The following is a 25,045-nucleotide window of genomic DNA, read 5'->3' as shown; positions in this document are numbered from 1 at the left end:
CATGATCACCGGGGTGGGGCAGCCGGATCGCGGCGAGGGCATCGCCCGGCCCCGGCCCCGGCCTCAGGGCTTGGACTGGCCTAGCAGCCAGCGCAGGATGCTGGCGTCCTCGTAGGTCGGCCCGAACGCCGCGTGGTAGTCCGGTACCGAGAACGCGGCGTCGGCGTACTCGGTGTAGCGCACCAGATCGGCGGTCTGCTCGGGCGTCTTGCCCCGGGCGGCGTACGCCTGCCGCAGCAGGGCCGTGGAGTTGCGCGCGCCCGAGACGTTGAGTAGGTGGTCGTGCTCGCCGTGCGTGACCCACACCGGCACCTCGGCCGCCGCGATGGCGGTCGCCTGGGTGGCGTTGACCGGGAAACCGCCGGTCACCAACCCGCCGGCGAACAGGTCGGGACGCTTGGCGAACGCCTCCCAGAGCAACTGCGAGCCGTACGACACAGTGGTCGCGTACACCCGACGGGTGTCCACCGCGAACTGGCCGACGAACTGGTCGAGCAGCTTGACCAGCAGGTCCGCCTCGGCGACTCCACCGACCCGCTGGTGCTGGGGCGCCAGGACGATGACGTCCTCGGCGGTGCCGGTCCACTGCGGTTGGAGCCACGCGGTCGCCGGGATGTCGGCGGCGAGTTGGACGCCGAGGTTGTCGCCGTCCCAGCCCATGCCGTGGCCGGGCAGGACGACCATCAGTGGGTACTTGCGGCCCGGCTGGTAGTTCTTCGGCAGGTGGTAGTGGTACGGCAACACCATTCCGCCGCTCAGGAACGAGCCGTAGGTGAACTCGTCGACCAGTTGGTTGACCGGCTTCTCGGTGACGGGACGGGATGCGCGCGGGGTGGCCCGGGCGAGCACCGGCCCCTTGCCGGCCCCGCGGCCGGGCTGGCCGTGCACGTCCTTGCGTTGCACGACCCGGGTCGGCAGCTCGGGATTGACCTTCACGGTGCAGAGGAAGGTCGGGCACTTGGAGACGATGACCGTCGAGCCGCCGGTGTCGACGGGGTTCAGTTCGACGATCACGTACCGGCCCGGCGCCGATCGGTGGTCGGCGCGGGTGCCGGGTGTTCCGTTGGTGTAGGTGTGGGTGACGGTCCGGTCGGCGAGCTTCGGCAGGTCCTCGATCGGGTTGAAGCGGAAGTTGTAGATGGTGTCGGTGACCGAGAACGTGCCGGTGTCGAGGGTGCGCGGGTTGACAGTGGCGGCGTACTCGATCGCCACCGCCGAGACCTTCTGGCCGTAGGTGTAGACGGTGGTGATCGGGGTGATGCTGCGGATTCCGTCAGTGCTGCCCGGGCCGCCGCCCGCGCTGCCGTATGCCGTGCCGGAGGCGCCGGCCAGGACGAGGGTGGCGGCGAGCGGGATCAGTCCTTTTCGCAGTCTCATGGGGGTCCTTTCTCGGGGGTGGTGCGCTCAGTCAGCGATCCCGCCGGGGGACCGGGAGTGGGACGGGTCGGAGCGAGTCGGTCGCTAAACTGATTTAGCAGAGCATCGATTGCGGACCCGGCGGTGTCAATACCGAACGCGCAACGAGCCGGGAACCCGCGCCCGCCGGCGGCCCGGACCGCTCTGACCGCGCGGTCGACCCCTCCCGCGAGCACTGCAACAAACCTGCAAGCGTCAGCTATTGCCTTTCCGGAAACCGCTTTCCTACGATTGCGTTACATCGATGTTCCATTTCGGTCGTGTGAGCGATGGCACCGGGCGCACTCCGCTCGCACGGCACAACCCTGCTTCTACCAGGGCGCGAGCGATCTCGATGAAATCTGTGCGATTGAGTGCCATCAATCTGGAATGTTGTCCGTCGGCAGGTGTGGTCGCGATGTCCGTCGAGTCGAAACCTGGAACGAGACGAATGCGAAGGTGAGGCGACATGAGACGACCAGTCGTGTTGCGACGTCAGGCGGTGCTGGCCGCGGTGGCCGTGGTGATCGCGGTCGGGGTGGCCCTACCGACCCCGCAGGCTTCGGCGGCGGTCGGCAGCGCCACCGGCTACGCCACCCAGAACGGCGGGACCACCGGCGGCGCGGGCGGGCAGACGGTGCGGGCCACCACGGGCACGGCGATCCACGCTGCTCTGTGCGGTCGGCCCAGCAGCAGCACCCCGATCACCATCGAGGTGAGCGGGACCATCAATCACGGCAACACCAGCAAGGTGTCGGGGTCGAGCTGCAACACCGCGGCGGGCGTGATCGAGCTCAAGCAGATCAGCAACGTCACCATCATCGGGGTCGGCAGCGCCGTCTTCGACCAGCTCGGCATCCACATCCGCGACTCCAGCAACATCATCATCCAGAACGTGACGGTGCGGAACGTCAAGAAGTCGGGCTCGCCCACCTCCAACGGTGGGGACGCCATCGGCATGGAGAGCACGGTCCGCAACGTCTGGGTCGATCACGTCACCCTGGAGGCCTCGGGCGGGGAGTCCGAGGGGTACGACGGCCTCTTCGACATGAAGGACAACACCCAGTACGTGACGCTGTCGTACAGCGTCCTGCGCAACTCCGGTCGGGGCGGCCTCGTAGGGTCCAGCGAGAGCGACCTCTCGAACGGCTTCATCACGTACCACCACAACCTCTACGAGAACATCGACTCCCGCACGCCGCTGCTGCGTGGCGGGGTCGCCCACATCTACAACAACCACTACGTGAGCCTGCACGAGTCGGGGATCAACTCCCGGGCGGGGGCCAGGGCCAAGGTGGAGAACAACTACTTCCGCGACTCCAAGGACGTCCTGGGCACCTTCTACACCAACGAGCGCGGCTACTGGCAGGTCGCCGGCAACGTCTTCAACAACGTGACCTGGTCCAGCCCGGGCAGCGAGAACTACCCCGCCGGACCGAACCCGACCTCCAACACCACTGTCAGCATCCCGTATTCGTACCGTCTCGACGGGGCGAGCTGTGTGCCGGACGTCGTTCGTCAGACGGTCGGTGCCAACACGGGCCTGAAGGTGTCCGACGGCAGTTGCACGCCGCAGACCCCGCCGCCGACCACCCCGCCGCCGACCACGCCCCCGCCCACGACGCCGCCGCCCACCACGCCCCCACCCACCACGCCACCGCCCACCGGCGGGACCAACCTCAGCCTGGGCGCCGGCGCCGACGGCTCCAGCAAGGCCAGCGGAACCAGCTACGGCAATGTGCGTGACGGCAACCTGAGCACCTGGTGGTCGCCGGCCGGCTCGACCGGCACGATCTCGATCAAGTGGGGCTCCGCGACCCAGGTGTCCCGGGTGGTGATCCGCGAGCCGTCCGGTACCCAGGGCTCCATCGGGTCCTGGCAGCTGATCAACAACGACAACGGAGCCGTCCTGGCCTCCGGCAGTGGGGCGGGGTCGATCACCTTCCCGGCCACCGCGATGAGCAAGGTCAACTTCAAGATCAACAGTTCCAGCGGTACGCCACGGGTCGGTGAGTTCGAGACGTACGCCAGCTAGAACCTGTTTCAACACGGCGGTCGCCGTCGGTCACCTTCGCCGGGGGCGGATGCGGTGCTGAGCGGTATACCTCAGGGGTGTGAATCTGCCTCTGAGGTATACCGCTCCTCGGCGGATCGCCGTGGGCGAGGCGGCCGAGCGCGCCGTCACGAATCCGTGGACGGCAGAGTGTCCATGAAGGAGCTGACCGAGAAGACCGCTCGCCCGGGCCCGGCGGGGCCGTACCCGGGCGGACTGGACAGGCCGTGGGCGTCCATCGTCGCCCGGTAGGCCTCCAGCAGGCGGACGTGGTATTCGAGCGGGGCGCCCTGCGGGTTCGTCCGGCCCAGCGGTGTGGTGGGCTCCGGGCACCAGGTGGTGAAACGGGGCGTGATCCCCCGGGACATGAAGTAGTCGAGCCCCTCGGTGGTGGAGGCGATCGCCTCGTCGACGCTGGTGAAGCCGTGCGGGGCGGCCATCTCGACGCCCGCCACGAAGTTCGGGATCACGTTGCGCGGGCCGAACACCTCGGCCGAGTCGAGAATGCGCCGGTGCCACTCCTCCCGACCGACGTACCGCTCCTTGCCCGGGCAGTACAACTCGAACAGCCGCTTGTCCCACACCTCGTAGTTGGGGTGGTAGATGCGGATCCCGTAGTCGTGGAACCGCTGCACATCGGCTCGGGGGAGCGCCTGGGCCACCACCTTGCCGATCCACCGTCCCGGAAACCGCTCCTCGATCGCCTGCGCGTACTGGCCGTAGAAGTCGGCCTCGGCCAGCCCGTTGACCTGCGAGGTGATGCTGCCACCGGTCAGCGTGTACGCCTGCGACGCGCGATCGACGTCGTGTCGGTTGATGATCTCCAGGGCTTCAAGGACCTCGTCGACGGGCTTGACCCCGGTGTAGGGCCGGCCGGCCTGCTTGTGCTGCCGCCAGTTGTGGTTGATGTCGCAGTACTGGCACTCCTCCTTGGCGCCGAAGTACTGGCAGACCCGGAACGCGGTCAGGTAGATGAGATAGCCCCACTGGATCGTCGGGGCGACCTCCATCACCGACTTGCCGTTGGCGAGCGTGTGACGGTAGTACGCCGGCATGGGGGGCAGCCCGACATCGGCGATCGGCCGCCCGTCCAGGAACAGGCGCAGTCGACCGTCGCTGTCGGTGCCGACGCGGTACGGCGAGCTGGGGTTGGTGCGGACCGAGACGACGGTGCGACGCAGCTCGTACGGACCCCCGGTGAGCACGATCTCCTCCGGTGGCCGGCGCAGCGCCGCCGTCCCCAACTCGGGCAACGTCCGGTGATCGAAGGAGAAGATGAAGTACGACTTCGGCTTCACGTCGCCGTGCTCGTTGTCGGTCAGTGCCGCGTCGTCGAAGGCGAGCCCGCCCCGCAGCAGGTCCTCCTTGAGGACCGCCTCCCGCGGCACGTGTGGAAAACGGCTCATCAGATCTTCGACGAGGTCGGTGCGCGACGTCATGCGGTTCCTCCCGAACGCGGTACGCCGCACCGGGTGGCCGGTGCCACCCGGTGCCGGCTGATCAGCTCTGCTTGGTCTCCCAGAAGATCTTTGCGATCTCCTCGATCCTGCCGAGGAGCTGCTCGGCGACCGCCGGGTCCGCGGCGCCCTTCGCGCCGCCGGCACCTGCCAGCTTCGTCGCCTCGTTGAAGAGGCCATGCAGCTGGGGGTACCTCTCGAAGTGCGGCTGCTTGAAGTAGTCGGTCCACAACACCCAGAGGTGGTGCTTCACCAGCTCGGCGCGCTGCTCCTTGATGAGCAGCGCGCGGGTGCGAAACTCCGGGTCGTCGCTGGCCTGGTACTTCTCGGAGATCGCCTTGATGGACTCGGCCTCGATGCGGGCCTGCGCCGGGTCGTAGACGCCGCAGGGGAGGTCGCAGTGCGCGCTCGCGACGGTGCGTGGGCGGAGAAGGCGGGACAGGAACATCGGTTTCCCTTCGACGGTGGCGTTCGGCCGACGCACGTGCGGGCGCGGCGGCCCGGACGTGATCATCCAGGGACGCTAGAACCTCAACCGCACTTCATGTCAAGACCGGGTCGATGGCGGGCCCTGTTTCCGGATGAGCGTCAGCAGGGCGGCGTGCGTCCGCTCGTCCGCGGCCACCACGAGACCGTTCCCACCGGCGTGCAGGGGCTGGCCGTCGAGCCCGGTGACCACGCAGCCAGCCGCCTCGCAGAGCGCGATCCCGGCCGCGAAGTGGACGCTGTTGCGCAGGTCGTGGCGGTCCGTCACATACGCGGCGCGGCGGCCGGCGGCGACCCAGGCCACGGCCAGGCTGGTGGAGACCACCCGGGGCCGGAACTGTTCGACGAAGCCCTCGTCGGCGAGCAGGCGGGCGGCCAGGAAGACGCCCCGACTGGGAAAGGGCGGGTCGAGGTTCAGGTCGACAAGCGTCGACTCGGCCGACGGGACGAGTCGCTCGTCCGTCCCCGCGCCCCGGACGTACGCGGCGGTGCCGTCGGTCCAGAACACCTCATCAGCGAACGGGTCCACCGACGCCGCCACTGTGACGTCCGGCCCGACCCGCAGGGCGATGTTGACCGAGGCCAGCATGGTCCGCGCGGCGAAGTTCAACGTCCCGCACAGCGGGTCGACCAGCCAGGTGCGCCCGTTGTCGCCGGCACCCGTGCGCCCGCTCTCCTCGGCCACCACGGCGTCGTCCGGACGCGCCGCGCGCAGGACGTCGATGATGGCGTGCTCGGCCTCGACGTCGGCGGCGGTGGCGAAGTCGCCGGCGGTCTTCATGACGCGCGTCAGTTCTGAGCCGTACCGGGAGCCCACGACTGCGGCTCCAGCTTCGGCCGCCTCGATGGCCAGCGCCTGGTCTGTGATCGACATGCCCGAACCATAGGAGCCGAGTGCAATGTCACATGACAGCCCCGCGCTCGGGCCGTGGGTCACCGGGCAGGTCAGTCCGACAGTTCGATGATTGGTAGTTGACTGACGACCGCTGTCATGATCATGGGAGCGTCGCCGTCACACTGGTTGACCGAGACCGCGACCCACCGCCCCTCGGTCACCGTCGGCCCCCACACGGTCAGGTCGCCGTAGCAGTCCAGGTCACAGAGCGACTGGAACAGCACCGGCATGGGTTCACCGGCCTGGTCCCGAAACAGCGGCACCCGCATGGAGACAGTGCGGTGCGCGCCCCACCTCTGGGTCAACTCCGCTACGACGAGGGCCAGGTTCGCCTCGGCGGCCTCCTCTGCCTGGTTCCATTCGGCGCCGTACACACCCGTCAGGGCGTCGCTCTCCCAGAGCGGGGCGATCCGAAAACCCTCGCCCCGGGTGCCGGTCCACTCGCCGGTGACCGGCTCCCCCTCGCTGACCGGCACGCCGCCCGTGGGCAGGTCCGCGGCGAGCAGCGAGTCGATGTCGGACACCGTCCGACCCGTGTCGAACACCTCGCCGGCCCGGCCGGTCATCGGGGGACTCGTCGTACCGCCGCCGGCCCACACCGCATCGTCCGCACCACCTGTCTCCGTCGGCTCCGGCCCTCGATCATCGCACCGTGAGCGAGCCGACGAGAGGGCAGGCGTCGGTCAAGAGACCGCTGTCCGCACCAGCTCGGTGAGCTTCTTCTCCACGGTCGGGCTCCACTGCTGCAACGCGTACGCCACCGGCCAGAAATCCCCGTCGTCGAGGTTGGCCGGGTCCTGGAAGCCCACTGTCGAGTACCGGTAGTTGAACTTGCCGGAGTCCTGGAAGAAGACGACGATCTTGCCGTCCTCGTTCGCGTAGGCGGGCATCCCGTACCAGGTCTTCGGCGTCAGACCCGGGGCGGCGGCGGTCACCGTCACGTGCACCCGCTCGGCGAGCGCGCGGTCCTCCGGCTCCATCTGCGCGATCCGGTCGAGGACCGCCTGCAGCCCGTCCGCCTTCTTGGCACCCTTCCTGCCCTCGGCGCGCAGCTCGTCGGCGCGATCCTTCATCGCGGCGCGCTCCTCGGCGCTGAAGCCGTCGGACCCGGTCGTGGTGGTCTTCGCGGACATTCTCGGGCTTCCTCTCGTCGTCTGGCCCGGCGCGCTGCCGACTGCCTGGGGAAAGGCTAGGCCGGGTGGCGCTCGCGAGCTTCTCGATTCCTGATCGTTCGACGACGCCCTCCTGCCGGTGCGGTGCCGCTGCGGGGTGACCTGGGCCTCTCGAAGGTGCTCACCAACCCGACCGGTGGCTAGGTTGCTGGGCGAGGGCGAGCGAGCGTTCCGGGGGGAACCAGACATGAGCACCACCGCCGACCAGATGGCGACGGCGTACTTCGACGCGATCGAACTCCTCTGCCGGGTGACGCCGAAGGGCTGGTACGCCGAGCGGGGCACCGCTCGCGCGGGGCTCACCCACGCCAGCGTTCCGGCGCTCAACGGGGTCCTCGAGACGGCCACTGAGCCGGATCTCGCGGCCATCGACGGGTTGGCGACCGAGGTCAGCCGGCAGACTCCGCACTGGTCGATCATCATTCGCGGTGCGGCGAGCGACGAGGTCGCCGAACTGGCGGCCCGGCACGGGCTGCGCGGACGCAGCGACCTCCCCCTGATGGCCTGCGCCACCGACGACATCGTGTTCCGGGCCGGCTCGACCCAGCAGGCGCTGGTCCGCCGGGTCGGATCCGCCGAGAGCGACAGGTACACCGACGCCCTCACCCGGAGCTTCGAGGCGCCCGACGGTGTCTTCGGCCCGCTGATGGGCGGCGCGGTGCTCGATAGCGACGCCATCACCGGGTATCTGGCCGAGGAGTCTGGCAGCCCTGTCGGCACCGGGCTCGGCATGCGCACATCCGGCGTGATCGGGGTGTTCAACGTCGCCGTCGTGCCGTCCGCCCGGGGCCGCGGCCTGGGCCGGGCGCTCACCGAGGCGGCGCTGCGCGACGGTGTCGCCGCCGGCGCGGACGCCGCGTACCTGCACACCAGCCCGATGGGTCGACCGCTCTACGAGGCGATGGGCTTCGCGCTCGTCGAGACCTGGACCGTGTTCCAGGCAGCCTGACCGACGCGATCGGCCAGAAGCCAGAAGCCAGAAGGAGGAAGACCGGTGACCTTCAGCGAGAACGTCCGCTCGGCTTTCCGGCGCGGCGAGACCGACGCCGTGGTGCGGATGAGCGAGGCCGAGATCGAGCGGGCCCAGGCGGCCGGCGACCTGGCGGGCGAGGTGGAGGCCCGCTACAGCCTCGCCCGGGTCGCCATTCGCGGCGGTGACCTGCCCGGTGGCGAGGCACGGGCCCGGGAGGCCCTCACGGTGGCGCTGCGCTCCGGCGACCGGGCGCTGGAGGAACGACCGAGGCACGTGCTGGCCGCCGTCGCGAGGATGTCCGGCGACCTGCTCCGCGCTCGGGACCTGTACCGGGAGAGCATCGCGCTCAACGAGGCGCTCGGCCGACCCAGGACTGTCAACTCCGAATTCCACAACCTCGCGTTCTGCGAGCTGGGGTTGGGCAACCTGGACGTGGCCCGGACGCTGTTCGCCGAGAACCGCGAGCGGGTGTTCCACAACGGCTGGGCCGACTTCGTGCCGTACGTCTGCGTTGCGGGCGCCGCGCTCGCGACCGCCGAGGGGGACCACTCCCGCACGGCCAGGATGATCGGTGTCGCCGATGCCGCGTTCGCGGCACTCGGCCAGGTGCCGGACCCGGACGACGCCGCGGACCTCGCCAGGATGCGCGCCGCCGCCACCGAGGCGCTGGGCACGGCCAACTTCGACCGGGAGTACGCCGTGGGCCGCCACCAGGAGCCGAGGGCGGCCTTCGGCGCCTAGGCGGCCTCGGGTGCGGTCGAGGCTCGGGCAGCGGTGATGATCCGTCCCCGCTCCGACTCGCCGAAGCGGTCGAGCATGGCGCGTACCTCGTCGGCGCTCACGTTGGCGCCGAACAGCTCGCTGCCCGGTTCGAGTCGTACCCCCTCGGCCAGCGGGCCGGCGACGACCGGGTCGAAGCCGAGCGCGTCCACCAGGGCCGCGACGTCGGTGAGGTCGGCGTCCTCGTCGCCAGCGATCGCGATGGCCTTGCGGCCGGTCGCCCCCGCCGGCCGGGCCTCGTCCTCCAGGTCGTGATAGCCCATGTGGTTGAACGCCTTGACGACGCGTGAGCCGGACAGGAACGCCTGGACGGTCTCGCTCGACGAGGTCTGCGGGTTGGTGAGGTCGTCTCGGATGCCGTCGATCTCCCACCAGTAGTTCATGGCATCGACGACGAGCTTGCCGCGTAACGCCTCGGCGGGGACGCTGCGGTACTTGCCCAGGGGCAGGGCGAGGATGACGACGTCGGCGTCGGCCGCCGCGTCGACCGCCGTGGTGGCCTCGGCCCCCGGGGCGAGGACCTCGACGGTGAGGGCGATCTTCGCCGGGTCGCCGGAGCCGGCCACCCGTACCCGGTAGCCGGCGGCGACGGCGAGCCGGGCGAGCACAGTGCCCACCTTGCCGGCCCCGAGGATGCCGAGGGTCGTGGGCCGGCTCCGGTCGTTGTCGAACATGGTCGTCCTCTCGCTTGGGAAGTGCTGATCAGGCCAGCAGTTCGCGGACCATGGGGATCACCTTCGAGCCGTAGAGTTCCACCGCGCGCATCCGGGCGCTGGCCGGTTGCGCGCCGGCCGAGTAGATGAGGTCGAACCGCCCGACGCCGAGGCTGCGGATGGCACGGGCCATCCGGCGGGCCACCGTCTCCGGTGAGCCGATGTAGAGGGAGCCGTTCTCCACCTCGGAGTCGAACTCCTGACGGCGGATCGGGGGCCAGCCCCGCAGTTTGCCGATCCGGTCCCGCATGATCCGGTAGTGCGGCCAGTAGATCTCCTTGGCCTGCTCGTCGGTGTCGGCGATGAAGCCCGGCGAGTGCATGCCGACCGGGTGCGCTGTGGTGCCGAGCTGATCGGCGGCCCGGCGGTACAGGTCGATGTAGGGCGCGAAGCGCTCGGGGGCGCCGCCGATGATGGCGAGCATGAGCGGCAGCCCGTACTGGGCGGTGCGGACGACCGACTGCGGCGAGCCACCCACACCGACCCAGGTGTCCAGGTGACCCGACTCGGTCTTCGGGAACACGTCGGCGTTCTCAAGCGGGGCACGCAGGGTGCCGCTCCAGGTGACCGGCTTCTCGTCGAGCAACTTGACGAACAGTTCGATCTTCTCCTCGAACAGCGTGTCGTAGTCGCGGAGGTCGTAGCCGAAGAGCGGGAACGACTCGGTGAACGAGCCGCGACCGAGGATGACCTCGGCTCGGCCGTTCGACAGCGCGTCCACTGTGGCGAAGCGCTGGAACACCCGTACCGGGTCGTCGGAACTCAGCACTGTCACGCCGGAGGCCAACCGGATCCGCGAGGTGCGGGTGGCGATTCCGGCCAGCACCGTCTCCGGTGTGGAGACCGAGTACTCGGGCCGGTGGTGCTCGCCCAGGGCGATGACGTCGACCCCGAGCTGGTCGGCGAGCACGGCCTCGTCGACGACCTGCCGGATCGCCGCCGCGTGGGAGACGAGTTTGCCGTTGTCGTCCTCCGGTACGTCGCCGAACGTGTCCAGGCCGAACAGCAGATCAGACATGGTTGGGCTCCTTAGCCAGCAGCTCCCGGACCCGCGGCGCGACCTCACTGCCCAGCAGTTGGATGGTGCGCGCCCGTGCCTCGCGGGGCAGGTGCATGATGTCGTACTTCAGGTCGAAGCGGCTCAGTCGCAGGTCGCGAGCGACAGTGGCGATCTTCTGCGCCACCGTCTCTGGCGAACCGACGAAGAGCGCCCCGTGGTCGATTTCCGCCTCGTAGCGCGCGCGGTCCGGTTTGTAGAAGCCGCGTTCGGCGGCCAGGGCCGCCACCACCGGCTGCCAGTACCGCCACCACGTCTCCACCGCCTCCTCGTCGGTGTCTGCGACAAGGCCGAGTGAGTGCTGCCCGATTGGCTGCAGGGTATGCCCGAATTGTTCGAGCGCTCTGGTGTAGAGGTCGACGTGACCGGCGAAGCGTTGGGGCCGCCCGCCGATGATTGCGAGCATGAGCGGTAGTCCGTGCCGGGCGGCGCGGATCACCGAGTTCGGGCTTCCCCCGACACCGATCCAGGTCGGGATGCCGCCCGGCTGCATCCGTGGGTGCAGCCGCTGTGCGGCCAGTGGGCTTCGTACCGTGCCGGACCAGGTGACCGGTTCGTCCTGTTGAAGCCGCAGGAAGAGGTCCAGCTTCTCCTCGAACAACCGCTCGTAGTCAGCCAGGTCGTACCCGAACAGCGGAAACGACTCGGTTGCGGATGCCCGCCCAAGGACGATCTGGGCGCGGCCGTCGGAGACGGCGTCCAGCGTGGAGAACTCGTGGTAGAGCCGTACCGGGTCGTTGGTGCTGAGCACGGTGACCGAGGTGCCGAGGCGAATTCGCTCGGTCGCCGTCGCGACCGCGGCCAGCAGCACCGGTGTCGCCGAGTCGTTGTGGCCCGCGCGGTAGTGCTCACCGACGCTGAACACGTCGAGTCCGGCTGACTCGGCGAGCCGTGCCTCGTCCACGAGTAGCCGTACGGTCTCGGCGTCGCTCAGGACCCGGTCGCCGTCGGTGGCCACCTCCCCGAACGAGTTGAGCCCCAGCTCGAAGTCTGCAGCTGCCATCGTCTCCTCCTCGGTGCATTCCGCCGGCGACCTGCGGGAGCGGGCCTACCGGTTGACGTGTCAATGATGCTAACTTGGCGATTGACACGTCAATTCCCGGGAGAGTGAGATGACGGAGGCCACACCCGGCGGGCGGGGCGGACGCCAACTTCCGACCGCCGACGAGCTACGAATCTGGCGGGACTTCATCGAGACGACGGCAGCGCTCGGCTCCCGGCTCGAGTCCCGCCTACAGGGCGACTCCTCGCTCTCGACCGGGGACTACGCAGTGCTGCTCGCTCTCAGTGAGGCTGAGGGTGAGGCGATGCGGTCGTCCGAACTCGCCTCGCACATCGGGTGGGAGCGGAGCCGACTCTCCCACCACCTCGGGCGGATGGAGCGGCGCGGCCTCATCCGCCGCCAGGAGTGCGCCACGGTTCCCCGTGGGGCGGAGGTGCTGCTCACGAAGGCCGGCGGCGAGGCGTTCAGGGGAGCCACCTTTCCCCACCTGCGCGCCATCCGGGAGTTCTTCGTCGACGCCCTCACGCCGGAGCAGATCGTCGCGGCCGGTGAGATCGCCACGGCGCTGCGAGCGCGGCTCGACGCCCTGGGCAGGGGCTGATCACCGCACATCGATAACCGCGAGTGCCCAAACGATTGCCGAGAGCTACGCCCGGGTGGTCCAATCCTCCAGAAAGCCTGCTCCGCCGCCTGGGAGGTATGTCCATGAGCGAGGCCGCCACCGCAGAGGCCCGCCGCGTTCGACCGGGCCAACCCGGCCCCGGGCGTACGGAGTCGGTGCTGCCGGAGCTGCGGGAGATGTGGTGGGAGACGGGGGTCCGGGCGCGCGCGGAGGCCGGCGTCCTCGCCGTGTTCGCGGAGCTGCCCAGGCTCGTCTGGACAGCCATCTGTATCAGTTGGCGCGCGGACCGGCTCCGTACCGGTGTGGTGGCCGCGGCCACGGTCGGAGCGGGGGTGATGGCCGCGTTCGGCCTGCTGGCGACGCAGCGGGTCCTGGTGGAACTGTTCGCCGGCGGACCGACCGCGGACAAGGTGCGGGCCGCGCTGCCCGCGCTGGCCGTGCTGGCGGCGACGGTCGCGCTCCGCGCCGCGATGGGCATCGCCACCGGGTACGCGCAGAACGGCTTGACGCCTCGGGTGAGCCGTGAGGTGGAGCGGGGCCTGTTCGAGGTGTCCACGGCGGTCCGGTTGGAGGCGTTCGACGCCGACGCCTTCGCCGATGACATGGAACGCGCCTCACGAGGCACCGAGTCGACGATCGGGCTGGTGCAGGCGTCGATGAACCTGCTCGCCGGGCTGGCCGGGCTGCTCGCCGTGACGGCCGCCGTGATCGTCATCCACCCGCTGCTGGTGCTGGCGCTGCTGGTCGCCACGGTGCCCAACGCCTGGGCGTCGTTGCGGGCCGGGCATCTGCGCTACCAGACGTACAACGCCGGATCGGTACGCCGGCGTCGACTGTGGCTGCTGCACAAGTTGATGGCCGAACGGGCCTCGGCCCCGGAGCTGCGCTCCTACGGGCTACGCCGGTTCCTGCTGGACCAGTACGACCGGGTGATGCAGGTGGAGACCGACATCCAACTCGCCCTCGCCCGGCGGGTCACCACGACCACCACTGTCGGAGCCGTCGTCGGCGGCCTCGCTACCGCGACCGTCTACGCCCTGCTCGGGTTGCTGCTCCTCGACGGGCAGATCCCACTCGCCGCCGCGGCGACCTGCGTCATCGCGGTGCAGTCCGCGCAGCGGTCCCTGGCCATCGCCACCTTCCAGGTCGACCACGTCTACACCCAGGGGCAGCACTTCGGCGACTACACAGGGTTCATGACCCGCGCCGACGTCTACCTACCGACCAGCACCGGACCCGTTGCCGCAGCCAAGCCTGATCGGCTGCGGGAGTTGACAGTCAACGACGTGAGCCTGCGCTACCCCGATCGGGACGACCCCGCCGTCGACGGCGTCACGTTGACGATCACCGCGGGCCAGACTGTCGCGTTCGTCGGGGAGAACGGCTCGGGCAAGACGACCCTCGCCGCGATGATCGCCGGCCTCCGCGCCCCCACCGAGGGCAGTATCGAGTGGAACGGCCGCCCACTGTCGGACTGGGACGTCGCCGGGCTGCGCGCCCAGATCGCGGTGGTGACGCAGGAATACCACAAGTGGCCGTTCACCGCGGCCACGAACATCGCCCTCGGTGACGTCGACAGCGACGCCCGGCAGGATCGCATCGAGGCCGCCGCCAGCCGCGCAGTCGCCCACGACATGATCAACGAACTTCCGCACGGGTACGAGACACTGCTCGACCGGACCTTCGCGCGAGGCCAGGACCTCTCCGGCGGGCAGTGGCAGCGCATCACCGCGGCTCGCGGGTTCCTGCGCGACGCCGAACTGCTGATCATGGATGAGCCGTCCTCCGCGCTCGACCCCCGCGCCGAGGACGCCCTGTTCCAGACCATCCGGGACCGCAGAGGTCGGGCCACCACGATCCTCATCACGCACCGGCTCGCCAACGTCCGGCACGCCGACCGGATCTTCGTCCTGCACCACGGCCGGCTCGTCGAGGACGGCACACACGCCGACCTCGTCGCCACCGGCGGCCGGTACGCCGAACTGTTCGCCCTCCAGGCCGCCGGTTACGACGCGAACCTGGCCGAGGGCAACCAGCACACGTGAACCGTCCAGTCGGACCTTCTCCCGCTCATTCGCGGGAGGCTAGGCTTCGGCCCATGTCAGGGTGGCGGGGCCGGACGGCGGACGTGCTCCTGGTGCCCGCCGTGGGTCTGGTCGCCGTCGTGGGCCTGATGGTGCAGTCGCGCGGCATCGCCACCGTCGCCGAGTGGGCGGCGCTGCTGGCGGTGCTGCTCTCCACCGGCGCGCTGTACGTCCGTCGACGTCACCCGGTGCCGGTGGGCGTCGTGGCGCTGGCCGCCATCGGCGCGTACGGGGCGTTGCTGCACCGGCCCGGTCCGATCATGCTGGTGTTCGTCGTCGCGCTCTACACCGTCGTCGACGAGGGACATCTCGCGGTCGCCATCGGGCTCGGTCTCGCCTCGGTGATCGCCTTCGCCGTGGCGGACAGCTACAACCGCGCCCCGAACACCATGAACGGGGCGACGCTGCTGCACGCCGGTTGGCTCGTCGCGGTCATCGCCGGCGTGACCCGTAACCGCCGCGCCTACCTCGCCGAGGCGCAGGCCCGGGCGGTCGTCGCCGAGCAGCGGATGGAGGAGGAGGCCCGGCGACGGGCCACCGAGGAGCGGCTGCGCATCGCCCGGGAGCTGCACGACGTGCTCGGCCACCACCTGTCGTTGATCAACGTGCAGGCCAGCGCCGCGTTGCACCGACCCGATCCGGTGCGGTCCGAGCAGGCCCTCACCGCGATCAAGCAAACCAGCAAGGAGACGTTGAGTGAGTTGCGCGCGACGCTGGGCGCACTGCGGCAGGCCCCGGCGGTCATGCCCGCACCCGGTCTGAACCGCCTCGGTGATCTGATCAGGACGGCCGCTCGGCCGGAGTTGGAGATCCGCACCGAGCTGGCCGAGACGCGGTCGCTACCGCCGGAGGTCGATCTGGCGGTGTATCGGATCGTTCAGGAGGCGCTCACCAACGTGGCGCGTCACGCACGCGCCACCACCGCCGTGGTCCGGGTCCGGCCCGATCACGACGACGTGCTCGTGGAGGTCGAGGACGACGGCACCGGTCCGCCGGGTTCACCGGGCAGCGGGATCCTCGGAATGCGGGAGCGGGCCCTGGCACTCGGCGGTTCGTTGACCACTGGCGCCCAGCCGGACGGGGGCTTCCGGGTCCGCGCGCGGCTGCCGATGCGACAGGACCCGGCGCCGGTGGGGGAGCAGATGTGATCCGGCTGCTCCTGGTCGACGACCAGACCCTCGTACGCGCCGGCTTCCGGTCCATCCTCGACGGTGAGGACGGTCTCCAGGTGGTCGGCGAGGCCGCCGATGGATTCGAGGCGGTGCGGCTGGCCAAGCACCTGCGGCCCGATGTCGTCCTCATGGACATCCGGATGCCCGGGCTCGACGGCCTGGCCGCCACCGGTGAGATCGTCGCGCACTCCGATGCCCGCGTCATCATCCTGACCACGTTCGACCTGGACGATTACGTCTACGGCGCGCTGCGTGCCGGTGCCAGCGGTTTCCTGGTCAAGGACACCGAGCCAGCGGAGTTGATCCACGGAGTGCGGGTGGTGGCCCGGGGTGACGCGTTGATCGCTCCGTCGATCACCCGGCGGTTGATCGCCGAGTTCGCGGCCCGGGCCAGACATCCCGACCCCGGGCCGCGACTGAGCGTGCTCACCGAGCGGGAGCGTGAAGTGCTGACGCTGGTCGCCGCCGGCCTCTCCAACGACGAGATCGCGGCACGGTTGGTGCTGAGCCCGGCGACCGCCAAGACACATGTCAGCCGAATCATGACCAAGGCCCATGCCCGGGACCGAGCCCAGTTGGTGATCCTCGCCTACGAGTCCGGTCTGACCGTGCCGGGTTGGCTCGCTCGCTCCTGAGTCAGCCCGCCAGGCGGCCGGTGCGGCGCGCGCGAACCAGGGCCAGCCCGCCGAGCACCACCGCGGCCAGTCCGACCGCGAGCGCCACATAGGCCCCGCCCAGCCCGTTGCCCGTGCCGATGCCACTGTCGGCGGTGGCCGCCACCAGCCCGCCGAGCGCCATACCGATCAGCCCCGTCGCCAGGGCCAGGACGGCTCCGAGGCTCCCCGAGCCGGTGCCGAGCCGACTGGCGGGGCGGGCCACTGCCAGTCCTCCGATGATCGTGCCGGCCAGCCCCAGCAGGGCGGCCACACTGGCCCCGAAACGCCCGGAACTCATGGAAAGAGCAGCGGCTGCGGTTGTCTGGGCGGACACGTGCGCGGCTGCCGGCACGGCCAGCTCGATCGCGGCGAGCGGGGCGGTTACGGCGGCGGCGAACAGGTGACGGACGGACATGGTGGATCCCCTCGGTCGCATGGCGAATACAGGTGGCAGCCTAGGAAGCAACCAGCTGCTGAGTCGTCATGCCGGAGTTGCCGATGGGCCTACCACCCGGGATGTACGCGTCCGGCACCTCGTACCGCCGCAGTTGTCTCCCGGCCTGGCAGCGCATCACGACGTTGGGGAGTCGCCCTCCGCTCTGGGCTCCAGCACCACCACTGTCGTCTCCGACGATCGCCGTGCCGCGTGGGCGTCGAAGTTCTTGTCGGCCGCGCGCCACAGTGGCCACAGGCGCGACCGTTCGTCGTCGGTGGCGACGCGACCGCGCACCAGCCGGCGCCCGTCGGCCAGGTCGACTGACGCGTCCGGATGGGCCTGGAGGTTGAGCCACCAGGCGGGGGCACCCTCGCCCCACCCGTTCATCGCCACGCCGACCAGGTTCGGGCCGTCCTCGAAGTACGCGAGAATGACGCTGCGCTGCTGGCCGGTGCGGCGACCGGTCGTGGTCAGGCGCAACGTGCCCCACCGGTGCTCGCGCGGTCGCCACAGCCCGACCCGGCTGCCGCTGACCCGGTACAGGCCCCGGTGCACCGACCAGGCCAGCCGGATGAACCACCGCGGCGGAAGCCACGGCTTCTTCGTCTCCTGACCGTCCGACATGACGACCTCCTCCACCGACCAACGCTGATGGCCCGGGTGGCTGCTTCACACTGTCGCGACCGCCACTGTGGACCGGGATCCTCAAGTCTTCCGGCGCGAGCGCGACTCGCGTCGGGGTGTCCATGATTCGACCGAGGATCGAACCGATCGGTGGAAGCCCCGCGTCGGGGCGGGCGGGTTACCGCTGCCAGGCGTCGATGGCGCGTACGCCGTCGCGGACGACGCGGTCCAGGATGGCGGGGTTACCGCTGGTGCCCTCCCACCCCTGGTCGTCGAAGACCGTCACCGCGCTGTCGACGCGGGCCACCGCGATCTGGCTGGACGCGGTGTCGCCGGTACGTTCGCCGTTCATGCTCGTCTCCGGCCACGTCCGGGTCAGCAGCAACGCCTCGTCGCCGACCCCGGGCAGCGCCTTACTCTTGACGGTGACGCGGTTTCCGGACTGGTCGTACGAGGGGCACGCCTGCACGGCGGTGCGGAGCCGGCTCAGGTAACCCGGGGCGCCGTCGCCGTCGAAGGTGAAGATGGTCTGGTGGATCATCCCCTGCGGCACGTTGCTGGAGGGCTCGCCGGCCTTCTGGTAGGTGACCGTCATCGCGGCGCTCGCGGTGACCTGCCGGCCGCCGGTGCCGAACTCGTTGCCGCACAGCTTCGGCAACGCCTCCGCGACGGGCGTCGTCCGTCGCGGGGACTTCCGCAGTTCGGCGGGCAACTCGACGAAGGCCGAGGTCGGGATCGTCACCTGGGTGCTCGCGCTCGGCGATGGCGGATCTGTCCGGGGCACTGACGTCGACGTGGTGGCCGGTGCCGTGGTCGCCGGGGCAGAGCCGGGCGGATCCTCGGTGGCGGTGCAGGCAGCGGCGAGCGTGACAGCGCCGAGCAGCGCGAGCGCGCGTCGCGTACGGGTCACCGGCAGTGGTGTGTACTGGCTCATCGTCACCCCTCGTCTGTCCCTGGGCAGTTCCCTGCCCGGTGTACAACGAAACGACCACGCCCCGGGCACCGACCGGACCACTGGAATCGAGGTGTCGTCGCGTCGGCCGGGCCGCTAGGCTGCCCCGCATGACCAGCGTGATCGCTCAGTGCACCGGACTGTCGTGTGACGTCCAGGCCGGTGCGGGGCGACGCCGGCGATCCGTCGCCCGCCCGCGCTGACCTGTTACCTGCGACCGGCGGATCGAGCCGCCGGTCGTTCGCTGGTCGTCCTCGGTCCGCCCGTATCTCCCCGTCAACGGCTCGCGTGGCAGCGCGGGTCCGAGCGAGATCGGCGTACTCATGGATCTTGAAAAGTTGTTGTCCGACCGGCTGGCACCGGCGTTCGCGGCGGTGGCCGGCGGCCCGGTCGATCCGCTCGTGCGGCGGTCTCCGCGTGCGGACTTCCAGTCCGACGCGGCGCTGGCGCTGGCCCGGCGGCTCGGTCGCCCGCCGCGCGACATCGCCGCGGCGGTGCTGGCGCACGCGGTGCTCGACGACGTCGGGGTGTCGGCGGAGGTCTCCGGCCCGGGCTTTCTCAACCTGACGGTTGCCGACCGGGCCCTGGCCGACCTGGTCGCCGGTCTGGCCGGTGACGCCCGGCTCGGCGTGCCGTCGACGGCGACGCCGCAGACAGTGGTGGTCGACTACTCGGCCCCCAACGTGGCGAAGGAGATGCACGTCGGGCATCTCCGCTCCACGGTCATCGGCGACGCGGCGGTGCGGTTGCTCGACTGGCTCGGGCACCGGGTGGTGCGGGTCAACCACCTGGGTGACTGGGGGACACCGTTCGGCATGCTGATCGAGCACCTGATCGACCTCGGCGAGGCCGAAGCCGCGCAGAACCTGTCGATGGGAGACCTGGACACCTTCTACCGGGCGGCCCGGGTGAAGTTCGACGCCGACGAGGCGTTCCAGGAACGGTCGCGGCTGCGGGTGGTCGCGTTGCAGCGCGGTGACGAGCGGACCCGCCGGTTGTGGCGGCTGCTGGTAACGCAGTCGGAGCGGTACTTCCTGACCGTGTACGACCTGCTCGACGTGACGTTGTCCGCTGCCGACTTCCGGGGCGAGAGCGCCTACAACGATCTGCTCGCGGGCGTCGTCGACGACCTGGACCGGTTGGGGCTGCTGCTGCCCAGCGGTGGGGCCGAGTGCGTCTTTCCGCCGGGGTTCACCGGCCGGGACGGCGAGCCGCTGCCGCTGATCGTGCGTAAAAGCGACGGTGGGTACGGCTATCCGGCCACCGACCTGGCCGCGCTGCGGCAGCGCGTCGGCGAACTGGGCGCCACCCGGCTGCTGTACGTCGTCGGCCTACCGCAGCGGCAGCACTTCGCGATGGTGTTCGCCGTCGCCGAGGCGGCCGGCTGGCTCTGCCCGCCGGCCTGGGCCGAGCACCTCGGCTTCGGGTCCATCCTCGGCGCCGACGGGCGGATGCTGCGCAGCCGGGCCGGTGAGTCGGTGAAGCTGGTCGGGCTGTTGGAGGAGGCGGTCGCTCGCGCCACCGAGCTGGCCCGGAGCAGGAACCCGGATCTGGACGCCGGGACCGCCGCCGAGATCGGCCGCGCGGTGGGCATCGGCGCCATCAAGTACGCCGACCTGTCCGTCGACCGGACCAAGGACTACGTCCTGGACTGGGAACGGATGTTGGCGATGGACGGCAACACCGCTCCCTACCTTCAGTACGCGTACGCCCGGATCCGGTCCGTGCTGCGGCGGGCCGGGACCGCCGTGCGGCCGGACGCGCCCATCGTGGTGGCTCAGCCGGCGGAGCGGGCGCTCGCGGTCGAGCTGCTCGGCTTCGCCGCTGTGGTCGGCGAGCTGGAGCGGAGTCTCGAGTTTCATCAACTCGCCGGTTACCTGCACCGACTCGCGACAGCGTTCAACGCGTTCTATGAGCGCTGCCCGGTGTTGCGGGCCACGGATGAGCTGCGGGAGAGCCGGCTGCTGCTGGCCGAGTTGACCGCCCGGATCCTGCGGCAGGGGCTGCACCTGCTGGGCATCCGCACTGTGGAGCGGATGTGACGCGCCGGCCCGCGGGCCCGGTCAGCGGGCCCGCTTCGTCGCCCGTTTCCGGGGCGGCGTCAACAGGTCGGCGATCTGCGCGATCGCGGAGGGCACCAGGCGGTAGTACGCCCAGACCCCGCGCTTGTCGCGTTCGAGGAGGCCGGCCTCGGTGAGGATCCGAAGGTGATGACTCACCGTCGGCTGGGAGAGATTCAGCGCCGCGGTGAGGTCACTCACTGACGCCTCACCTTCGGGCGCGGACTGGATCAGGCTGAGCAACCGGAGTCGCGCCGGATCGGCGAAGGCCTTCAGCACCCCCGCTAGCCGCTCGGCATCGGCCCGCTTGATGGGATCGCCGGTGAGCGGCGAGATCGCAGGCATGGCAGTTTTCGCAGTTCCCACGCCTGCAATAGTGACACCAACACCATCAATAAACCGGCAGATCCGGCACCAGCCCTCGGATGGCGTCCGGATGGCGCGACGGAACCACCGAACGTGAGTCGAACGGCGACGTCCGTGGCGGCACGCGGGCCGTGTGGAGCTTCGGGAAGCTCCACACGGCCCTGGGCGTCAGCGGCGGGGTTTGGGTGCGATGCGGGGCAGGACGTACGGCGGCCCTGCGAAGATCAAGTCGGACTTCAACTCCTGGTACGCCCGCTTGGGCTGGTAGTTCTCGTCATAGATGGTGGCCAGGCCCTCCGGCGGGTCGTTGAACGTGCCCGGCACCCACGAATGGTTGTCACTGAAACCCCAGACCGTGTACGACAGGCAGCTCCGGACGGCGAGGCACGCCTTCATCAGCACGCTGAAGTTGGCCGCCGACGCCTGTAGCCGGGGGTTGATCTCCTCGGAGTTGCCGGCCTGGACGCCCTCGGTCAGCTGGCTGCGGACGTCGACCTCGGTGAACGCGGTCGCGACGCCGAGCCCGCTGAACTTCTTCAGCGCGGCGGTCACCTGGAGGGTGTCGAAGTTGCCGTACTGGGTGCCCAGGTGGCCCTGGGCGCCGACACCGTCGATCGGGACGCCCTGGGCGCGCAGGCTCTTGGTCAGGTCGTAGACGAACTGGGTCTTGTCGTCGGCCGGGTTGCCCGAGCCGAACGCCTCGATGTTGTAGTCGTTGTAGAACAGCAGGGCCTTGGGGTCGGCGGCCCGCGCCCAGCGGAACGCGTCGGCGATGTAGCCGGGCCCGAGGTTCTGCGCCCAGAAGCCCTTGTAGTGCAGGGTCGACGGGGTGTCCCACGGGTCGCTGACGGCCTCGTTGACCACGTCCCACTGCCAGATCTTGCCCTTGTAGCGGTTTACGACTGTGGTGATGTGCTTGCGCAGCAGATCGCGCAACTCCTGCTTGCTGATGGAGCCGTCGGCGACGCCGCTGGTCAACCAGGCGGGCAGCTGGTTGTGCCAGACCAGCACGTGACCGCGCACGCTCTGCCTGTTGCGCTTGGCGAAGTCGACGAACTGGTCGGCCGGCCCCCAGTTGTAGGTGCCTCGGGTCGGCTCCAGGCTCTCCCACTTCATCACGTTCTCGGCGGTGACCGAGGTGAACTCGGAGGAGGCCAGTCTGCGGTACTGCGGGTCGCCGGCGTCGTTGAGTGCATCCATGCTCACCGCGGTGCCGACGTGCAGACCGTGGCGCAGGCCGAGGGTGCCGAGGCTCTGCGTCGTGGGGTCGTACGGTCGACTCGCGGTCGCCGGCACCGTGTTCAGCGTGGCGATGGTCGCGACGGCGACCAGGCCGACGGTCGACCACTGTCTCAACTTCATGTGCCTGCCCTTCCAGACGATCAATAGATAGATGTCGATCTAGGAGGTGAGGGTCCGGTCCTGCTCGGGTGGAGACGCGAGATGGCTGGGTGAGTCCGGTAGTTCCGGCCGGGAACCGGAAACTTGCTCGAAACGTTAAGCCGATCTATGTCTGGGCGTCAACGCTGAAAACTTCCGGAAATTCATCACATGACCTGCCCGGCGGTGAGTGGCCGGCCGGCGAAACTTTCGGCGACCGGAGGCCGGAGGTCGGCGACCGGTTCGGGTGGCGAGGTCAATCGCGGCGCACGCCACCGGACACCGTCGACCCGGTGGCCGACGATGTCCGGTGGCGCTACCGAAGAGTGATCAGCGCAGACCGGCGAAGAGGTCGTCCTCGGGAATCGGCGCGTCCGTCCGGTCCCGCACCCGCAGGAAGGTCTCCACGCCCATCAGCTCGGTGAACCGCTCCTGGCCCAGTTGCAGGAAGAAGATGTTCTCGGTCTGACTGGCGTGCGTGGCCAGCGCGGCGAACTTCTGCGCGCCGTACTTGCTGGTGTCGACCCAGGTGGTGATCTCGTCGTCGGGCAGACCGAGCTGCGGCCCCGGCTCCGACTCCGCGTCCGGCTCGGCCCACTCGACGCCGAGCTCCTTCATGATCCGACCGAACTCCGCGAACGCCGTCCGCGGCACAGTTGTCCAGTAGACCTTCGCCGGAACGTCCGTCTGCTCGACAGCGGCCATGGTGATCCGATGCGCCTGGATGTGGTCCGGGTGGCCGTAGAAACCGTTCTCGTCGTACGTGACGATCACGTCCGGTCGATACTGCCGAATCAGCTCCGCGAGCCGGGCCGCCGCCTCCGCCACCGGCGTGATCCAGAACGCGCCGGGCTGGTCGTTCGTCGGCCAACCCATCATCCCCGAGTCGGCGTAGCCGAGGGTTTCCAGATGGGTGACGTTCAACGTCGCGCAGCTGGCCTCCAGCTCGGCCTGGCGCATCGCCACCACGGCGGCCGGGTCGTGCCCCTCCTCGCCCGGCTTGACTCCACCCGGGCCGTCTCCACATCGCCCGTCGGTGCAGGTCACGAGCACCGTCGTGACCCCTTCGGCGGCATAGCGGGCAAGGACGCCGCCGGTGCTCGTCGCCTCGTCGTCGGGGTGGGCGTGCACCGCCATCAGGGTCAGAGGTCGCTCAGCCATGCCATCACCCTACGGTCATCCGGCTACGGCCCCACGACCTCCACTCGGAACGAGGCGGTCCTCGTCACACCGACCACCGAGTACGACACGATGACGGTCTGCGCACCCGCGGTGCTGTGGTCGTACCCCGAGACCGTGTACCCGCCGCGCCCGTGCGCCAGCACCTCGTCCCGCACCCCGTCGGTGTAATCGGCCGTGACCACGAGACCCGTGTGGTCGAGGGGCTCGCCGACGGCGTACGTGATCCTGGTCGGTGGCGTCCGTACCGCGACGCTCGTCGGGTCGGCGCCCCGCAGCGCGGCATGTTCCGCCTGGGTGAGGGCGAAGACGCTCCCGTGGCGCAGCACGCCGTCCGCCAGGTCGTATGCGGGCTTCCGACTCCAGTCGACCGGCGTCCAGTCGCCCGACGCGAGGTCCGCGCTCCAGTACGGGTGCAACTGCTCCTCCAGGGGCTCACCGGAGGGCGATCCGGACCAGATCTGGTCGGCCCAGAGGTAGTAGCCCGGCCCGCGTACGTCACCCGGGTTCGCCCTGACCACCATCGGCGCTTCGGCGTAGGTGGTGTTCATCGTCCGGTGGGTGATGCAGCTCGCCACCAGTTCCCAGTCGTCCGGCGCAGCGAGAATGGCGGTCGACCGCTCCTGGTAGATGTCCTGCGAGCCGCACGACGGGACGTACGGTGTGACCCCGACGCCGGTGGCCGTCCGGTCGCAGACGAAGCGGTGGTAGGACCCGTCCGTGTCGTCCCGGATGACCACCGCGTCCAGCGCGCCGTGGTGGGGCCGGCCGCACATCACCTGCGCCGGGGTGAACGTCACGAAATCCCGCGTGGTGCTGTAGAGGATCTGGTTCCGGGTGAGCGGGAAGCGGCCACGCGGGTCGGTGCGATCCGGTGTGTAGTACGTGCCGGGGGCGTACATCGACGAGGTCCAGTAGACGACGTAGGCGCCGATCGACTCGTCCCAGATGGCCTCCGGGGCGAACGCCATGCCTGCCTCCTCCGGGGCCACCAGCACGTGTCGCTGCTCGGACCAGGTCCGCAGGTCGGTGGACTCCCACACCTCGATGTGCCGGCTGGCGCCGCTCTGCGCCCAGTCCCAGCCCTGCCACCCGTACGCCCGACCGTCGACGTTCAGATCGGTGGCGACGAGGTAGAACCTGTCCCCCTCCGGGGAGCGGACGATGGACGGGTCGCGGACGGCGTGCATGCCCCTGCGGGACCGGAGCGCCGCCTGCCCGTCGTTGACGGCGGCCCAACCGGTCGGATCGTTTCCGATGCTCGCGGCGAGGTAGAGCTGTTGCCCCGCCTGGCTGTTGGATCGGGCAAAGTTGACCATGCCGTAGCGCGAGAACGGGGCCAGCGCGACCGCGGGGCGCTCCTCGGTCTGTGCCATCCGACCACCTTCCGCCGCCACTCGGCTCACCGGAGCGGGCATCGTACCCAGTCCGGCAGCCGTCGAGCGGTCCTTGTGTGAACGGCGTTCAGGCTCCGGGCAGGTCGCTAGATTCGGGCGTGATCGGCACATCCGAGCAGGTCCGGACGCGGGG

At 69.9% G+C, this 25,045-nt stretch carries 24 protein-coding genes; 8 read left to right on the top strand and 16 right to left on the bottom strand.

Annotated elements, in window-relative coordinates:
- Positions 1-63: 63 nt before the first annotated feature.
- On the bottom strand, positions 64-1,377 hold the full coding sequence (locus ABZU43_RS14040) for a hypothetical protein (protein ID WP_355006915.1): 1,314 nt from the start codon (positions 1,375-1,377) through the stop codon (positions 64-66).
- Between the two features lie 487 nt (positions 1,378-1,864).
- On the opposite strand from ABZU43_RS14040, the gene ABZU43_RS14035 reads away from it, so the two are divergent.
- On the top strand, positions 1,865-3,430 hold the full coding sequence (locus tag ABZU43_RS14035; protein WP_355006914.1) for a polysaccharide lyase family 1 protein: 1,566 nt from the start codon (positions 1,865-1,867) through the stop codon (positions 3,428-3,430).
- 146 nt (positions 3,431-3,576) lie between these two features.
- On the opposite strand, the gene ABZU43_RS14030 is transcribed toward ABZU43_RS14035, so the two are convergent.
- From ABZU43_RS14030 to ABZU43_RS14010, 5 genes are all read right to left on the bottom strand, one after another.
- Positions 3,577-4,887, bottom strand: coding sequence for a radical SAM protein (locus ABZU43_RS14030; protein ID WP_355006913.1), 1,311 nt, complete (start codon positions 4,885-4,887; stop codon positions 3,577-3,579).
- Positions 4,888-4,948: 61 nt separating this feature from the next.
- Entirely contained in the window at positions 4,949-5,353 is a 405-nt protein-coding gene (gene sodN / locus ABZU43_RS14025) for a superoxide dismutase, Ni (RefSeq protein WP_355007081.1), read from the bottom strand.
- Positions 5,354-5,452: 99 nt separating this feature from the next.
- On the bottom strand, positions 5,453-6,265 hold the full coding sequence (locus ABZU43_RS14020) for an inositol monophosphatase family protein (RefSeq protein WP_355006912.1): 813 nt from the start codon (positions 6,263-6,265) through the stop codon (positions 5,453-5,455).
- A 71-nt stretch (positions 6,266-6,336) separates the two neighbouring features.
- Positions 6,337-6,852, bottom strand: a complete 516-nt coding sequence (locus ABZU43_RS14015) for a hypothetical protein (RefSeq protein ID WP_355006911.1) — start codon at positions 6,850-6,852, stop codon at positions 6,337-6,339.
- Positions 6,853-6,969: 117 nt separating this feature from the next.
- A complete protein-coding gene (locus ABZU43_RS14010) occupies positions 6,970-7,419 on the bottom strand; it encodes a hypothetical protein (RefSeq protein WP_355006910.1) in 450 nt (149 codons plus the stop codon).
- A 226-nt stretch (positions 7,420-7,645) separates the two neighbouring features.
- Between ABZU43_RS14010 and ABZU43_RS14005 the strand changes: the two genes are divergently transcribed.
- Together ABZU43_RS14005 and ABZU43_RS14000 are read left to right on the top strand one after the other, a co-directional pair.
- Positions 7,646-8,407: a GNAT family N-acetyltransferase gene (locus ABZU43_RS14005; RefSeq protein ID WP_355006909.1), complete on the top strand. Its 762-nt coding sequence runs from the start codon at positions 7,646-7,648 to the stop codon at positions 8,405-8,407.
- A 45-nt stretch (positions 8,408-8,452) separates the two neighbouring features.
- Positions 8,453-9,172 carry a tetratricopeptide repeat protein gene (locus ABZU43_RS14000; protein WP_355006908.1) on the top strand — a complete coding sequence of 240 codons (720 nt, stop codon included), beginning with the start codon at positions 8,453-8,455 and terminating at the stop codon, positions 9,170-9,172.
- On the opposite strand, the gene ABZU43_RS13995 is transcribed toward ABZU43_RS14000, so the two are convergent.
- The 3 genes from ABZU43_RS13995 to ABZU43_RS13985 are packed head-to-tail and all read right to left on the bottom strand — an operon-like array spanning position 9,169 to position 11,984.
- Positions 9,169-9,885 (bottom strand): NAD(P)-binding domain-containing protein, encoded by a 717-nt coding sequence (locus ABZU43_RS13995; protein WP_355006907.1) that lies wholly within the window; start codon positions 9,883-9,885, stop codon positions 9,169-9,171. The two genes, ABZU43_RS14000 and ABZU43_RS13995, sit on opposite strands and share 4 nt — an antisense overlap.
- A 28-nt stretch (positions 9,886-9,913) precedes the next feature.
- Positions 9,914-10,942 (bottom strand): LLM class flavin-dependent oxidoreductase, encoded by a 1,029-nt coding sequence (locus ABZU43_RS13990; protein WP_238686411.1) that lies wholly within the window; start codon positions 10,940-10,942, stop codon positions 9,914-9,916.
- On the bottom strand, positions 10,935-11,984 hold the full coding sequence (locus ABZU43_RS13985; RefSeq protein ID WP_355006906.1) for an LLM class flavin-dependent oxidoreductase: 1,050 nt from the start codon (positions 11,982-11,984) through the stop codon (positions 10,935-10,937). The genes ABZU43_RS13990 and ABZU43_RS13985 overlap by 8 nt, the downstream gene beginning before the upstream one ends.
- Positions 11,985-12,093: 109 nt before the next feature.
- Here ABZU43_RS13985 and ABZU43_RS13980 point away from each other — a divergent pair, with 109 nt between their 5' ends.
- The 4 genes from ABZU43_RS13980 to ABZU43_RS13965 all read left to right on the top strand — a co-directional run bounded on the left by ABZU43_RS13980 (position 12,094) and on the right by ABZU43_RS13965 (position 16,497).
- Positions 12,094-12,585 (top strand): MarR family transcriptional regulator, encoded by a 492-nt coding sequence (locus ABZU43_RS13980; protein ID WP_355006905.1) that lies wholly within the window; start codon positions 12,094-12,096, stop codon positions 12,583-12,585.
- A gap of 197 nt (positions 12,586-12,782) precedes the next feature.
- Complete coding sequence (locus tag ABZU43_RS13975) at positions 12,783-14,651, top strand: ATP-binding cassette domain-containing protein (protein WP_355007080.1); 1,869 nt, start codon at positions 12,783-12,785, stop codon at positions 14,649-14,651.
- Positions 14,652-14,704: 53 nt separating this feature from the next.
- Positions 14,705-15,838, top strand: coding sequence for a sensor histidine kinase (locus ABZU43_RS13970; RefSeq protein ID WP_355006904.1), 1,134 nt, complete (start codon positions 14,705-14,707; stop codon positions 15,836-15,838).
- Positions 15,835-16,497, top strand: a complete 663-nt coding sequence (locus ABZU43_RS13965; RefSeq protein WP_355006903.1) for a response regulator transcription factor — start codon at positions 15,835-15,837, stop codon at positions 16,495-16,497. Before ABZU43_RS13970 ends, ABZU43_RS13965 begins: the two co-directional genes overlap by 4 nt.
- Before the next feature lies 1 nt (position 16,498).
- On the opposite strand, the gene ABZU43_RS13960 is transcribed toward ABZU43_RS13965, so the two are convergent.
- The 3 genes from ABZU43_RS13960 to ABZU43_RS13950 all read right to left on the bottom strand — a co-directional run bounded on the left by ABZU43_RS13960 (position 16,499) and on the right by ABZU43_RS13950 (position 18,512).
- Complete coding sequence (locus tag ABZU43_RS13960) at positions 16,499-16,933, bottom strand: DUF6223 family protein (protein WP_355006902.1); 435 nt, start codon at positions 16,931-16,933, stop codon at positions 16,499-16,501.
- 156 nt (positions 16,934-17,089) lie between these two features.
- On the bottom strand, positions 17,090-17,578 hold the full coding sequence (locus ABZU43_RS13955) for a nitroreductase/quinone reductase family protein (RefSeq protein WP_355006901.1): 489 nt from the start codon (positions 17,576-17,578) through the stop codon (positions 17,090-17,092).
- 178 nt (positions 17,579-17,756) lie between these two features.
- On the bottom strand, positions 17,757-18,512 hold the full coding sequence (locus ABZU43_RS13950; RefSeq protein ID WP_355006900.1) for a hypothetical protein: 756 nt from the start codon (positions 18,510-18,512) through the stop codon (positions 17,757-17,759).
- A gap of 341 nt (positions 18,513-18,853) precedes the next feature.
- Between ABZU43_RS13950 and argS the strand changes: the two genes are divergently transcribed.
- The gene (gene argS / locus ABZU43_RS13945; protein ID WP_355006899.1) at positions 18,854-20,572 is read left to right on the top strand and encodes an arginine--tRNA ligase; all 1,719 of its coding nucleotides are present in this window, start codon (positions 18,854-18,856) and stop codon (positions 20,570-20,572) included.
- Between the two features lie 21 nt (positions 20,573-20,593).
- On the opposite strand, the gene ABZU43_RS13940 is transcribed toward argS, so the two are convergent.
- From ABZU43_RS13940 to ABZU43_RS13925, 4 genes are all read right to left on the bottom strand, one after another.
- Entirely contained in the window at positions 20,594-20,935 is a 342-nt protein-coding gene (locus ABZU43_RS13940; protein WP_238686609.1) for a metalloregulator ArsR/SmtB family transcription factor, read from the bottom strand.
- A 189-nt stretch (positions 20,936-21,124) separates the two neighbouring features.
- Positions 21,125-22,318 (bottom strand): endo-1,4-beta-xylanase, encoded by a 1,194-nt coding sequence (locus ABZU43_RS13935; protein WP_355006898.1) that lies wholly within the window; start codon positions 22,316-22,318, stop codon positions 21,125-21,127.
- Between the two features lie 348 nt (positions 22,319-22,666).
- Positions 22,667-23,497, bottom strand: coding sequence for a PIG-L family deacetylase (locus ABZU43_RS13930; RefSeq protein ID WP_355006897.1), 831 nt, complete (start codon positions 23,495-23,497; stop codon positions 22,667-22,669).
- Between the two features lie 23 nt (positions 23,498-23,520).
- On the bottom strand, positions 23,521-24,891 hold the full coding sequence (locus ABZU43_RS13925) for a bacterial Ig-like domain-containing protein (RefSeq protein WP_355006896.1): 1,371 nt from the start codon (positions 24,889-24,891) through the stop codon (positions 23,521-23,523).
- Positions 24,892-25,045 lie beyond the last annotated feature (154 nt).

The sequence above is a fragment of the Micromonospora sp. NPDC005205 genome, from assembly GCF_040608275.1.
In the GTDB taxonomy this organism is placed as follows: Bacteria; Actinomycetota; Actinomycetes; order Mycobacteriales; family Micromonosporaceae; genus Micromonospora.
This window is presented reverse-complemented; position numbering and strand designations above follow the sequence as displayed.